General features: G+C 55.7%; 7 protein-coding genes, 4 pseudogenes and 1 other annotated feature. Of the genes and pseudogenes, 3 read left to right on the top strand and 8 right to left on the bottom strand.

From position 1 onward, the window contains the following. Positions 1–126: 126 nt before the first annotated feature. A pseudogene (locus IGW03_RS35825) lies at positions 127–873 on the top strand (IS30 family transposase); the annotation flags it as partial. 332 nt (positions 874–1,205) lie between these two features. Here the strand turns inward: IGW03_RS35825 and IGW03_RS35820 are convergent. Beyond that, entirely contained in the window at positions 1,206–1,715 is a 510-nt protein-coding gene (locus IGW03_RS35820; protein ID WP_194727167.1) for a hypothetical protein, read from the bottom strand. 789 nt (positions 1,716–2,504) lie between these two features. Beyond that, a complete protein-coding gene (locus IGW03_RS35815; RefSeq protein ID WP_194727166.1) occupies positions 2,505–2,708 on the bottom strand; it encodes a hypothetical protein in 204 nt (67 codons plus the stop codon). 558 nt (positions 2,709–3,266) lie between these two features. Here IGW03_RS35815 and IGW03_RS39380 point away from each other — a divergent pair. Beyond that, positions 3,267–6,635, top strand: a pseudogene (locus IGW03_RS39380) (ATP-binding protein). On the opposite strand, the gene IGW03_RS35800 reads toward IGW03_RS39380, so the two are convergent. The 6 genes and pseudogenes from IGW03_RS35800 to IGW03_RS35775 all read right to left on the bottom strand — a co-directional run bounded on the left by IGW03_RS35800 (position 6,571) and on the right by IGW03_RS35775 (position 12,082). Further along, positions 6,571–7,707 (bottom strand): J domain-containing protein, encoded by a 1,137-nt coding sequence (locus tag IGW03_RS35800; protein ID WP_194727163.1) that lies wholly within the window; start codon positions 7,705–7,707, stop codon positions 6,571–6,573. The pseudogene IGW03_RS39380 and the gene IGW03_RS35800 overlap by 65 nt on opposite strands. 115 nt (positions 7,708–7,822) lie before the next feature. Continuing rightward, entirely contained in the window at positions 7,823–9,034 is a 1,212-nt protein-coding gene (locus tag IGW03_RS35795) for a hypothetical protein (protein WP_194727169.1), read from the bottom strand. A 144-nt stretch (positions 9,035–9,178) separates the two neighbouring features. After that, positions 9,179–9,337 carry a hypothetical protein gene (locus tag IGW03_RS35790; protein ID WP_228536303.1) on the bottom strand — a complete coding sequence of 53 codons (159 nt, stop codon included), beginning with the start codon at positions 9,335–9,337 and terminating at the stop codon, positions 9,179–9,181. 132 nt (positions 9,338–9,469) lie between these two features. Further along, positions 9,470–10,680 (bottom strand): IS3 family transposase gene (locus tag IGW03_RS35785; RefSeq protein ID WP_194727162.1). Its coding sequence is split into 2 segments (ribosomal slippage): positions 9,470–10,362 and positions 10,362–10,680, totalling 1,212 coding nucleotides; the frame shifts between segments, so codons are not numbered across the junction. Between the two features lie 78 nt (positions 10,681–10,758). Beyond that, a pseudogene (locus tag IGW03_RS35780) lies at positions 10,759–10,926 on the bottom strand (IS3 family transposase); the annotation flags it as partial. Between the two features lie 17 nt (positions 10,927–10,943). Continuing rightward, a protein-coding gene (locus IGW03_RS35775; RefSeq protein ID WP_194727161.1) for an IS3 family transposase occupies positions 10,944–12,082 on the bottom strand; the annotation gives its coding sequence in 2 pieces (ribosomal slippage) (positions 10,944–11,818 and positions 11,818–12,082; 1,140 coding nt in all). A 561-nt stretch (positions 12,083–12,643) separates the two neighbouring features. On the opposite strand from IGW03_RS35775, the pseudogene IGW03_RS35770 reads away from it, so the two are divergent. Continuing rightward, positions 12,644–13,599, top strand: a pseudogene (locus tag IGW03_RS35770) (IS3 family transposase); the annotation flags it as partial. Continuing rightward, positions 12,925–13,041 (top strand) — a sequence feature (AL1L pseudoknot). Its footprint overlaps the pseudogene before it by 117 nt. Positions 13,600–13,726 lie beyond the last annotated feature (127 nt).

The raw sequence follows: 13,726 nt of genomic DNA, 5'->3' as shown, positions 1-13,726 counted from the left end.
CGTGCCGCTTCGGTCTTGAACTCTTCTGTGTACTGTCGTTTCGGTACTGACTTCTCTTCCATCGCATCCTCCGTACAAACAAGAAATTATCAAATTTCCTGCTGTACGTGAAATCGAGGCACGGTCAAGCGCATCAGCGAGCACACCTGGGCCTTTGTCGACATCAAGCTGGAGCAGCTATGGAGCCCGGAGCAGATCTGCGGCTATCTGAAGGTCAATGGCATGCCCAGCGTCAGTCATGAACGCATCTATCAGCACATCTATAGGGACAAGCGTGCCGGCGGCACCTTGCACAAGAGCTTGCGCTGCCAGAAACAACGGAAGAAGCGGTATGGCCAGCGCGAACGGCGCGGCGCCGTGGTGGATCAGGTTTCGATTGAGCAGCGTCCGGACATTGTTGATCGGCTTGGCCGCTTTGGCGACTGGGAAGTCGACCTGGTCATCGGTGCCGGACAACAGCAAGCGCTGGTCACGCTCAACGAGCGCAAGTCCCGCTATAGCTTGATTGGCAAGGTTGAACGCAAAACCGCACAGGCGGTGTCAGACACCATGATTTCCCTGCTGACGCCGTTTGCTGACTGCGTCCATACCGTGACTTCCGACAACGGGAAAGAGTTCTCTCATCATGCCCGTATTGCGAAGGACTTGGACGCGCAGTTCTTCTTTGCACACCCGTATTGTTCATGGGAGCGTGGTGCCAATGAAAACATGAACGAGTTGATTCGCCAGTTTTTTCCAAAGAAAATGGCCTTTGACAGTATTACGGCCAGTGACATTGCCCTGGCAACGTATAGCCTGAACCACCGTCCAAGGAAGTGTCTCGGATTCAAAACACCACATCAGGTCTTTATGAGCCAGCTACAATCCCATTAATAAGCCGTTGCACTTCAGACTTGAATCCGCCTTCCTCTTTGTTTCTGTTTTAACGCGACTATTGCTGTCGTCTCAAAAATGAGAAGTTACTGGCGAGAGGTCAGTTCGCTGCTGCAAAGGCTCGTCGGGCGACTTGGCAAACCCGTCCAGATCAGATCCAGCCTTCTAGAATGGAAAAAGGCCGATGACGAGAAAAATCGTGATGGGCCAGCGGTCTAAGCGGAGTTGGAGGAGACAACTTCAGTAGCAGGCCAATCTGCGAGGTATCAATGGCTGTCTGGAAAATTCTCGAGCACAATTGCCGAGTCACGCTGGTAATTAAGAGGTACCCATCATTTGGTGCGCAAAGCGGCTTCATCACCCTCCATCGGCAATGGCTTGGCGCAAGGATGTAGAACGCCATGTGAAGTGAGGATAAGTACCGGCCATGGCGTTCCGTGTATGAAGCAGCACTCAACTTCAATGATGCCTGGTACCGGTATCCACCCAACGGGGCGAAACTGGAATGACCATATTTCCTGTCCGGCAATTGTGACGTCAACATAGTAAGACACGTCGTCCGTAGAATGGGCCATCCATATTTTAGCGTGGCCACGTTGCCGGTCGTTTGAATCAATTCCCAAAACCGCTCGGTGAATATGTGGCAGACTTTCCGCGAGCGCCCATATAAACAACATGAGAATGACAGGTACAAAAAGCAGGCCATATTTGCCTTCAGTCATCGCTTTATAAGACAACGCGAACACGGAAAGAAGTAGCACGGCGATCAGTACTTTCGCCAACCAAGGGTGGTCCATGCGCCTAAGAAGTTGGAGTTGCACATCAATATCGACGTGTTTCATGGCTGGAGTTATTGGAGACGATAGCAGGATGGTAGCGATGGTTCGTCATGGGCGAATTCCGCTCATGACCAGTGCCATGTTTTTTCAAGCTGACTTGTCGGAATATAAAGCATGGAATCCACTTGCAATGGCACCATCTCGATGGATTCTGACGCCGAACAAAAGGCAGCGGTAATCTCAATTATCGAAGGCAAGTTGAGACCAAGGCTTTTTGAGGATTTTCTCCCCTATCTAGGGTGTAAATTTCTACGGTGTTACGGCGTAAATAAGTAGAGATCTACATTAGGGATAGTGCAGGGCGGCATACGCATTCATCCAACGTAAATTCATTTCAACTTGCTTTACGGCCATTACCGGCGGCTGTTGCAGGGGATGGCCGCAGCCAACAGCGCGGCGTCAATTCGCTGTATTGCATCCAAGTAAATCAATCTGCATGCATGCTCGGAGCACTGTCAGTGATTATCGTCAGTCAATGATATGGTCCCCCGACGGCAAATGATTGGAGGCAACGGGAGCGGTCCATCCGACTGCATGAACGTCGGCCCTGACGCAATCGACGCGCGGAATTCCACAAGCGAAATTTTCCCTTCTACGTACTCAGCCGCAATCGCCATCTGATACGGCACCAGCACAACATGCAAACTCTGGCGTCCATAACACGCTGAATCAGGCATCGCCTAGAGCGTCGCGTCATTCGTATAAATCAGCGTCAGGCGACACATCAGCTAACGCCGCAATCATCGCGTCGGAAACGTTACGCTTCGTCATATCTCAGAGCATCCCTTTTTGTTACTGGTTGCGATCCCATCCCGGCATCTGTGACGACAGGCCGACGCGCTCCGGATCGTCGTGGAAGACGTGGAACTCGTCTTTGGTAATTTCATCCGACAGCGCGAAACCGATCAGTTTGCCTTGAAGATAGCCAAGAGCAAGATCGGAAAGACGTGATGCCACCGCTTGCGCCACATGCTCGCGCAGGTCAGCAAGTACCATTTCGCACGGCGGGCATCAACAGGCGACACATCGGCGGCGGCCACCAGCGCATCTGACACTTTATCGCTGTACTCGCTCACCTTAGCCTCCACCAATCGGATATGGAAAAGGCGCGCGCTCGGTTGGCCGATTGGCTCGCGATTTTGTCCGCAGTGCTAGGCGCTCTTGCGCTCGTCGTCAGTCAGATCTAATTTATCTAGGCCGTCGCGATAAAAAAACGGATCATCAGGAATTCGAGGGATGATTCTTGGGGTCGGGGCGTCCAACGGCCCGACAGGACGCGTTACTTCTTGTGCACTACACATCGAGATTGTGCCGCCCACGTGTGCCTGCCTGCGGCCAGTGACCAAAAACCCCTGCGGGTACTGGACAAGTCGCTAAGGACGCAGCACGATAGAACCTGGATGACCAAGCTGGCTTCGGCCGCGGCAGCAGGTATAACCTCAACGATGGCGAGGCAGTCGACCCTGCGCGCATGCTGCGAGCGACTGGAATTTCAGACATCGACCACGTTCTTCATGGCGCGGTCTCCCGTTTTTGGGTTGCCTCGAGAATAATATGCAATGTCACAATTGCAGCCACGAATGCAGCGCGGAGCAAGCGTTTTGCAGCGCGTGCGGCGTCCGGCTTGATGCCGCGGCACCGCCGGGTCTGTCGCGCCTGACCGACCCGGGCAATTACACGCCGCCACACTTGGTCGAGCGCATCCTGACCGCACGCAGTGCTGTCGAGGGCGAACGCAAGCAAGTCACGGTGCTGTTTTGCGATATCGCCAACTCTACGCCGCTGGCCGAACGCCTCGGCGCCGAGCGCATGCATGCGGTGCTCAATACTTTCTTTGAGCTCGTGCTGGCCCAGGTGCATCGCTATGACGGCACGGTCAACCAGTTCCTCGGCGACGGCTTGATGGCCCTGTTCGGTGCGCCCCTTACCCTCGAAGACCATGCCAGAAGAGCTGTGCTGGCGGCAATTGCCATTCGCGATGAGATCACTGCACACAGTGCCGGGTTCGTGGGGGAACCGGCCGGGTTGCAGATCCGGATGGGAATCAACACTGGCACCGTGGTGGTGGGCAAAATTGGCGACAACCTGCGCATGGACTATACCGCCATCGGCGACACCACCAATGTGGCGGCCCGTCTGCAGGGAGTAGCCGTGCCCGGCACCATACTGATCGCCGAAGAAGTGCGGCGCCACGTGGCGCGGCATGTCGAATTGCAATTCGTGGGGACGCGTTTGCTCAAGGGCAAGAGTAAACCTATTGCGCTATATCAAGTAGGCAAAGCAATGCGCCCAGGAGCCAGGCTCCGAGACATGCCGATGGCCGAAGCCACTGATGTGCTGGTCGGGCGGGACGTTGAAGTAAACTTCATCAAACAGGCACTGCAGCAACTGGCAGCTGGGCGAGGAAGCATCTTGACGATAAGCGGCGAGGCAGGCTTAGGCAAGAGCCGACTGGTGGAGGCTGCACGCGACCTAGCACACCGCCTGCCGGTAAGATGGGCCGAAGGCAGCAGCGTGTCATTCGGCAAGAAGCTCAGTTACTGGCCGATCAGGCAGTTGCTGCGCGACTGCTTCGAGCTGAACGATAACATCAATGAGGCGCAAAGCCTGCAACGGTTGCAAAGCGGCCTGCAATGTCTGTTCGGTGCTGACACCGCTGATGTGTTTCCCTTTGTCGCTACGTTGCTGTCGTTGCCAGTGAGCGGAGCCCAAGCTTAGCGCATCAGGGCGCTCGACGGGACCGCGATGGGCCACCAGATCTTTCGCACCAGCCGGCGCTTGTTCGAGCAGTTGGCGCGGCGTCAGCCATTGGTGTTGGTATTGGAGGACTGGCATTGGGCGGATGAGTCGTCGGCCGACCTGCTGAAGCATTTGCTGGGATTAACGGCCAAGGTGCCGATCCTGTTTCTGCTTGCCAACCGGCCAGAGAGCCAAGGCGCGGCAATGGCGGTTAGACAAGCGCTCGCATCGGAAGCGCAGCTGGTACACCGGCATCGGTCGATTGACTTGATGCCGTTGCCACCTGCCGCGTCCCGCGAGCTCATGGACCGATTACTCGATGGCGGACATTTGCCGCCGGATCTGGAAGAAAAACTGTTGCAACGCGTAGCGGGCAATCCGTTCTACTTAGGAGAGCTGGTGCGCATGCTGATGTCCACCCATGCGATTGTGCGAGATTCCCAAACGGGCGCTTGGCATGGCACCGGCCAGCTTCTTGCGCTGCCGTTGCCCGACACGGTAGAGGGGGTGATCCTGGCGCGGGTGGACCGGCTCGAAGATACCGCCAAGCAGCTGCTCAAGGCAGCGTCAGTCGTCGGGCGCATCTTCCTGTATCGGGTACTCGCGGCCATTGCTCATGAGCAGGACGAGTTGGATGTCGACATTGGCAAACTGAAAGCGGCCGCACTGGTGCAAGCCAGGCACAGTACGCCCGAACTAGAATTGATGTTCCGGCACCCGCTGATTCAGCAAGCCACCTATGGCAGCCTGCTGACGGACCAGCGCCAGCGTCTGCATCGGCAAGTCGGGGAGTGCATCGAATGTCTGTTTGCCGACCGGCTCGAAGAGTTTTATTCGGTGCTGGCGCATCATTACGCCGAGGCGCAGGAGTGGGAAAAAGCGCAGCAATATCTATTCAAGGCCGGAGACCAGGCCGCGCGCATTGCAGCCGATGCCGAAGCACTGGATCATTACCAGAAAGCCCTGGCCGTCGCTGCCGCCTCTGCGAATTCGCTGGTACCGCTCGAGCGCGCGGAGCTCGACATCCGCATTGGCGAGGCATTGTTCCGCCTGGGGCGACATGAAGCCGGCCTGAAACACGTGCTAGCGGCTCTGCCGACGTTGGGCATTACCTTTCCGGTAAAAGAAAGCGACATCAATAAGGCCATTGCATTGAAGTATGTGGCCCGCGGAAAGCGACGCATCTTGCGCATTGCGGCAAAGCGCTTAGCTGTTGCGGAACCAACTGTCGACACCGACGTCCATTCTCTCGTTTGCCGGGCGCTCGAGGTCATCGGGACCATCGATTTTTACCGCACGCCTGCGCGCTTTTTGCTGGGCGTGCTAACGCTGCTGGAATTCACCGAATCGCAACCTCTGCGCCGGGAATACGTGATTGCGACCGCGGCACTTGCCGCCGCCTATGACTCGGTCGGATACTACCGCATGGCCGCTTCGTTGCACAAGAAGGCGGTCCGCCTGGCAGCCGATTTGAACGACGACATGGCATCGGGCATGACCTACCTGGCCAAGGGCATGCGCGAATACTGTTTTGGCAATTGGTCAGGGGCGGCAGAAAGTTATACCAAGTCGATGGAGCACTTCCATGCCGCCGGCCATCTGCGGTACCGGGCGACGGCGATGTGGACGCGCAGGTCCGTGCTGCTGTCGAAAGGGGATCCGGCCTGGATGCAGCGATTAGCGGAAGATGCGCAGGCTGCCATGGAGGCGCAGGATGACCACGAAAAGGCATGGGCAATGAATTTCACTGGCAGTTGCCACCTTTACTGCAGAGATTTCGGCGCCGGGGCACTGGCCTTCGAGCAGGCGTGTGTCATCCTGGAAGGCATACCCGACTACTGGCTCTTAGTATACGTGCTAGCCGCCTGGAGCGTTTGCCTCGTGCATGAAAGGCAGCATGCGAAGGCGCTGGACCTGCTGGCGCGAAGTGACATATTGGTGTCGACATACCGGATCGGCGGGATATGCGCCACGCATGCCAGATTGAAGGCGGCGGACGCCTACCTGCATCTACTGGAACACGCACAGGACAGCAGTGTGGCCGAACTGTCTCAAAGCAGCCGGAAACTGCCGATGCCAAGGATGCACAATCTGAATACTGTCGTTCACATTTGGGCACTTACGGCATCTCAAAAAATGGATCCAGTTCAAACGCTGGCCTTCGAACGATCTTGTAAGCTTTGAGCCATTTCTTCAGATTCTTCGCGTCCTGAAGCAATTCCACGTCTTCCTTCAAGCCCGCAATATCTTGCCGAATCGTCGCGATATCTCTTTCGAGCATGGTGAACGCCATGGTTGGCGACAACGCTCCATACGGCGGAAAATCGAAGTGCGCCCGAAAGGACATTTCCACCATCTCGAGTTCCTGCTGCAGTTCTGCAGATTGCTCCTTAAGCACTTTGTTGTAGTGCTTCAATCGGTCTTCCGAGATGGCGTTGATTGCAGCCTGGTCGATCTGCTCGATTTCCAGTTGCAGTTCCAATAGTGCAAGCAAATCATTGTTGCTGTATGCGCTATTTACCCTTTGCATCAGCTCGGTCTTACGTGCTCGTTCCTTTGGGTCGTGCTCTTTGTCCGGATGCAGGGTGCTGGCCAGTTTTCGAAACACTTCCCGTATGGACTGGCTGACCTGTTGCGCTTCGGCTTGCAACCGCGCTTCCTTCGCCATGGCTTTGGCCGATTTCTTTCGGCTGCTATGTGAAGGGGCTTGATGTTCCTGATCCTGCGCATCTTGATGCAGTTTTTCGTGCAGCTGCCTGCTGACCTGCTCAATGAAGTCATCGGGAGTGCGCATGTCAATGTCGTCTCCCAGTTCGACGCCCAACATGCTTTCCATCATGGACTTGATCTCTTGATTGTCTTGCTCTTCTTCCGCGTCGTAATCCGAGCCACTGTGCCGGTTGTAGATCTCCTTCAATTCCACATGATCGCCGGAATCGAGCAGATCGACAACCATTGCACAAATGAGGTGTTGCAGCTTGCTTCTGTCGGTCTTGCTGAAGATCTTGTCGCTATAGAGCCGATCGAAGATGTGTACGAGCTGGACGCGGTACTCGTCAAAGCTTTGCAGGAGCGGATCAAATTCGCGTACGTACTTTTCCTGATAGAGCGGGATGGTCTTGTTCCAGGCGCCTAGTTGCTCACGCTGTTTGGCAATCTTTTTGCTGAGCCTGTTAAAGGTTTTCTGGGCATTGGACAGCAAAGACGTTGCCTTTCGCTCAATGATACGAAGATTGCCCGAAGAAGACGAAGCCATGGCGACACACCACTACGATAGAAACGGTGAATGTACCGCATAGAAGTATAAATGCAAGTCCTGTGACGGCATAAGCTATCTGTCCCCCATGGTTCCTGTGATACCGTTTAGCCGATTAGGAATGCAAATAAGGAGAGAGAATCTTGTAGACAAGATTGTTTGTTGGGTAATCGGATAAAAACTCCCGGATTTCTTGATGCGTACTTGCATCTTGCCTTCCAGCTGCCGCAGAAGCCTTCATAAGCGCTGAGTATGCGTCGAGGACATCTGTTCCGGTAATCTCATAGCCATGCCCTTGCGCAATATGGCGCAGCGCCGCCATGCCAGCTGCCATTGCAAAGTCAGACTGCTCAGTCGCGTAATCCCGAGCGGCACGCGCCAGAGTGCGCGGGTCGGCAGGACTTTGGCTGACCAGTTCGATTGCCAGATCGAACAAGCCTGCGTCCTTCGCTGCCGCAAACCACTTGCCTTGCTGACCCGGATGACGTGCGACCAGGTCCCGTAGAACCGTGTCAGCTGGCATGCCTGGATATTTTTTTGCAATAGCCCGAAACGTCGCCAGGTGAGTCGTACCTTGATTCGCATCCAACGCATATCGTCTGTACGCTTCCTCTGCAAAACCGGATACCAGCAGGATGGCCTCACATGTGAGGGCAATGTCCTGCACAGGTGCATTCAATCCGTTGGACTCTTCCGCATAACGAATGGCCTCGGCATGTTTGCCCATGGCGACCAGGGACTTCACGCCCCATCGCCTGTTTGGCCACCATTGAAAACGCGCTTTGTCCAGCAATGCCAGCAGTTGCTGATGCCGACCTGCCGCATACAGCGCGCTTAGGCAAGCGCTCGTTCCCTTGAAGTACCGGAATTCAGTGGCTTGAGGATCCCACCCGCGCTCAACCATGGGAATGAATTCATCGGCCCAACGGGAAGCAATATCCGGTGTGGCGCATAGCTCTCCCCAACAGTCGCCAAGTAATTCCAGATACGGGATCTCGTCATCCTCGACGGCATGCCACAGCCGTTCAAGCCATTTCTGGCGCGTCTCATGCTCTACTTGCGCATTAGCGATAATGGACACTAGGGATTCAATCGCACGATTGACAGCCGTGCCAATGGCACCAGATGAGCTGTCGACGTGCTCGATTGCCGGTGACAGTTTTTCGATGAACAGCACTGCCCCTTCAGCCGCTAGTACAGCCTCTTTCCTGGCAACTTGTCTGATCTCGGAGACCGCTTCCTTGATGCGCAGGATGGCGGGCTGCGACTTCCAGCCAAAAGCGTGACGCCTAAAACGCGGGGAGAATTGCCATTTATAAGGAATCATTGAATAGGTATTGGTTTTCTGCTTTACAGCAAAGTCGATGCGGCCTGCTGGATAGCCGATGCAGTCGGACTCTCGATAAGGCGGCAAGCATGCGTCAGATTGGAGCTGTCATGATAGCCGTTATTGCAAACCCGATCAGACGCTTCAGGATCGTTCTGCGCTCAGCCATTCCGCCAGTTTCGACCACGTTCGCTGCGTCTGTCTGCCTTTGACCACCATGGCCAAGGCACGCTTTTGCCCGACCAAGACCACAAGGCGCTTACCACGTGTAATGCCCGTGTAGATCAGGTTCCGCTTGAGCATCATGAAATGCTGGTCGATACCGGGATGACCACCACAGGGTATTCTGAGGTCGGTCGGAAACAGTGCATGCCAACGGGTTAAGCAGCACTCCTATGTCGGAGTGGATTTGACCCCGTACTACCGGACACCGCTTCACACTATGGTTGATGAATGAGTATTGCGGCGGAATTCTCGTGGTGAACGATAGTTCAGTGCACTATGAGGATGCCGCTCATTGTAATGTTCAAACGCAATGGCTAGATTGCGTACCGCCGTTGCCGCATCCGGCTTCGGCATGAAGGCAATATAGTCACGCTTCATGGTCTTGACGAAGCTCTCAGCCATGCCATTGCTCTGTGGGCTACTGACCGGTGTCGTCACCGGCTTCAAGCCTATCTGTAGCGCAAACTCCCGAGTTTTCTCTGCAATGTAGCCCGAACCGTTATCGCTGAGCCATTCGATTTCCGACGGTGGCTCGAGCGCATCGCCGAAGCGGTTTTCCACCGCAGCCAGCATCACATCGCGCACTACGTCGCCGCTATGGCCGCCGGTCGTTGCTACCCAACTCATGGCTTCACGGTCGCAGCAGTCCAATGCAAACGTTACCCGCAGCGGTTCGCCATTCTCGCACCGGAACTCAAAGCCATCAGAACACCACCGCTGGTTGCTCTTGGGGACAGCGACCTTGCCATCATGCCGGCGTTCAGGTCGGGCCGGCATGGTCCGCCGCTGCAGGAGCAAGCCATGGACGCGCATGACACGATAGACCCGTTTGGCATTGACTGGAGCCGCATTCTGACGCTCTCGTTCACGTCGCAAGAGGCCCCAGACCCGTCGATAGCCATAGCTGGGCAAGTCGGCAATCGTCTGCCGTATTTCTTCCACCAGGCCACCATCGTCCATCCTGCGAGCCTGACGGCCATCCTGCCAGTCAGCTTGTCTGGCCCGTTTTGCTGCCACATTCGAGCGCGCTACGCCGAGGACTTCGCATACCTGCTTCACAGGTCGTCCCCTGGCAATGAGGGCGAGCGCGCTATCCATTTTCGCGACTTCATCACCTCCACCGCCTCGCGGAGAATCTCGTTCTCCATCGTTTTCTTGCCCAACATGCGCTGCAGTTCCTTGATTTGCTTGAGCGCTTCACTGAGCTCTGACGCCGGTACGACTTCCTCGCCAGCGCTGACTGCAGACAAGCTGCCATCCTGGTACAGCTTACGCCAGTGAAACAGCTGGTTGGGATTGACGCCATGCTGGCGCGCCACCATCGATACCGTTTTGCCTGGCTCGAGGCTTTCTCTGACCATGGCCAGTTTCTCTTCGACCGACCAGCGTCTGCGGCGCTCAGGCCCAGTCAACACTTCCATCACTTCTTGCTTAGTATTAGTCATAAACACAGTCATATGCCTACCCGTTATTGTAAGTGAGAGACTGTGTCCGGTACTTTAGGGGGCTAATTCACGGAGATAGAACTGCTGCGTGAATGCTACCGGTGATAGATAGCCCAAACGCTCCTGCTTGCGTTGCCGATTGTAGAACAGATCGATGTATTCGGTAACTTCCCACCTAGCCTGGTCACGAGTATGACGTGACCGATATTCCAGTCCAGCTTTTGTGAGAGAGTTAGAGTCTACTGCATGTTTTCAGGTTGAGCAGACATGACGGGCTCCAATGAGTAAGCAGCAGGTGCGGGCGGCCGATATCCCAGTGACGAGTGTGGACGCTGCGTGTTGTAGTGGCGACGCCATTGTTCAATCACGACCTGGGCTTCCTTGAGGCTGTAAAACAGCTCGCCGTTGAGTAGTTCATCCCGCAGCTTGCCATTGAACGACTCGCAATAGCCATTCTCCCAGGGACTGCCTGGTTCATTGAACAGCGTCTTTGCCCCTACTTTTTCTAGCCAGTCGCGTACCATTCTTGATGTCATTTCTGGGCCATTGTCCGACCGTATATGCATCGGAATGCCATGTTCCAGCATGGCGTCGGCCAGCGTTTCGATGACATCCATGCCGTTGAGACGACGTCCGACCTGAATGGCCAGACACTGGCGCGAGAACTCGTCGACGAGAGTCATCAGCCGCAAGCTGCAGCCATCTTCAGTGGTGTGATGCACGAAGTCATAGCTCCAGACATGATGGCGGTGTTGTGGGCGCAGACGAACGCAAGAGCCATCGTTGAACCACAACCGCCCCCTCGGTCGCTGCTTCTTCGGTACTTTGAGCCCCTCGCGACGCCAGATGCGCTGTACGCGGTCACGTCCGACCTGCCAGCCGCCCGATTGCAGTAAGGCGGTAATGCGTCGGTAACCGTAACGGCCGTACTCGGCCGCCAGAGCAACAATGGCCTGGGTGAGTTCATCCTCATCAGCGCGCACTGTGGGCACATAGCGCTGTACTGCACGCGGCTGCCTCACTACACGGCAGGCATGGCGCTCTGAGACGACAAAGCGTTGCTGCAGCATGCACACGGCACGACGGCGTCGCTCGGGGCTCACCAGTTTCCCGAAGCGACTTCCTTGAGCATGGCTTTTTCCAGTGACAAGTCGGCTACCAATTTCTTCAGGCGGGCGTTCTCGCGTTCGAGCTCCTTGAATCGTTTGGCCTGGTCGTGTTGTAAGCCACCATATTGCTTACGCCAGCGGTAATAACTCTGTTCGGAAATGCCAGCGTCCTTGCAGGCCAGTGGAGTGGTCTTGCCGCTGCTCGTAGCGACTTCAATCAGGCGCAGCTTGGCGATGATTTGTTCGGGGGTAAAACTCTTGCGAGGCATCTTTTGGTTCCTTTCCTAGGTTGAATTCTCTCTCAACCTGGACTGGAATCGACCGGTCACGTCAGGTCTGCTTGGGGGTACCCCCGGACTTAGTCAGCTAAACACCAATGGTTGGAATCAAACAAGTAGCAGCCGCATTTAGATTTCTGTGCTGGGAGCGTAACCTGAGACCCCAATAGGCTACATTGCTGCCAAAAGAAAAATCTTTCGACATTATGGCAATTTAGCCAAATGTCAGCGTCAACATCTGCACTCCAATAACAATGATCGCGCCGCTTCGCTCTTGTTTACAGTCGACGCCGACGACAAGTTCTACTCAGGTCGTCGGAGTTTAGAAACTGAATCTACAATCTGGATAATCTAAGGGGAGGGGGACGTACTGAAATCCCGTGCCGCACTGACACCCCTGAAGTGCGCCGGAGTAAAACGCGTAACGGGATTTTGTATCGAGCGGTTCATCTGCGCACTGAGGACAAAACAAAGGCACATCATCTATCAAGTAAATCATCCTGAACCGCCCCGGAAATCGAAGAGGCTCCAACGTTTGAGATAATGGAGCCTATGAAGAAGCAAGCAATCAAGTATTCCCCGGAAGTCATCGAGCGCGCAGTGCGGATGGTTTTCAAGAGCAAAGAAGAACATTCATCGCAATGGGCAGCCATCCAGTCCATTGCCGGCAAGATCGGCTGTACTGCCGAGACTCTGCGGCGCTGGGTTCGTCAGCATGAGCGGGATCACGGCCAGCGTCCGGGTACCACGACGACCGAACAGGATCGGGTCAAGGAGTTGGAGCGGGAAGTACGCGAGCTGCGCAAGGCCAATGAGATCCTGAAGTTGGCCAGCGCGTTTTTCGCCCAGGCGGAGCTCGACCGCCCCTTCAAGTCGTGAATGCCTTCATTGACCAGTACCGGGAGGCATTCGGGGTCGAGTCGATCTGCCGGTTACTGCAGGTTGCCCCGTCGGCCTATTGGCGTCATGCAGCGCGGACTCGTAATCCGGCATTGCGAAGCGCACGCGACTGCCGTGACGAGATGCTGGTTCCCCACATTGAGCGAGTATGGCATGCCAACCTGCGGGTCTATGGGGCAGACAAGGTCTGGCGTCAGCTCAGACGTGAAGGCATTACGGTGGCTCGCTGTACGGTCGAGCGGCTTATGCGCCGTCTGGGCTTGCGCGGCGCCGTACGCGGCAAACCGGTTCGTACAACAGTCGGTGACAGGACGGTGCCTTGTCCACTGGATCGTGTCCACCGGCAGTTCCGGGCAGATCGGCCCAACAAACTGTGGGTGTCCGACTTCACATACGTGTCGACCTGGCAAGGCTTCGTGTACGTGGCCTTCGTGATCGACGTGTTTGCTCGTCGGATCGTTGGCTGGCGCGTCAGCAGTTCAATGCAGACAGACTTCGTGCTTGATGCGCTGGAACAGGCGTTGTACGCCCGGCGGCCGCAGGATGGCCTGATCCATCACAGCGACCGTGGGTCGCAATACGTTTCAATACGGTACAGCGAGCGCCTGGGAGCTATAGTCCAAAGTGGTGTACGGGCTGAGCTCTGAAGGTGGGGAGGAAGGCGGTGGAGATTTTGTTGGAGAATTTTGATTGTCGAGATCAAAACCAACCAACGAAAGAACCCCCACCATGGGC

The organism is Noviherbaspirillum malthae, from assembly GCF_015352985.1.
GTDB lineage: Bacteria > Pseudomonadota > Gammaproteobacteria > Burkholderiales > Burkholderiaceae_D > Noviherbaspirillum > Noviherbaspirillum malthae.
Note: the sequence above shows the minus strand (reverse complement) of the source record. Positions and strands in the feature narration are given on the sequence as shown.

Bases quoted from the DNA above. Each gene is read 5' to 3' on its own strand.
- IGW03_RS35800 (WP_194727163.1), bottom strand. From the start codon at position 7,707: ATGGCTTCGTCTTCTTCGGGCAATCTTCGTATCATTGAGCGAAAGGCA.
- IGW03_RS35795 (WP_194727169.1), bottom strand. From the start codon at position 9,034: ATGATTCCTTATAAATGGCAATTCTCCCCGCGTTTTAGGCGTCACGCT.
- IGW03_RS35820 (WP_194727167.1), bottom strand. From the start codon at position 1,715: ATGAAACACGTCGATATTGATGTGCAACTCCAACTTCTTAGGCGCATG.
- IGW03_RS35790 (WP_228536303.1), bottom strand. From the start codon at position 9,337: ATGCTCAAGCGGAACCTGATCTACACGGGCATTACACGTGGTAAGCGC.
- IGW03_RS35815 (WP_194727166.1), bottom strand. From the start codon at position 2,708: ATGGTACTTGCTGACCTGCGCGAGCATGTGGCGCAAGCGGTGGCATCA.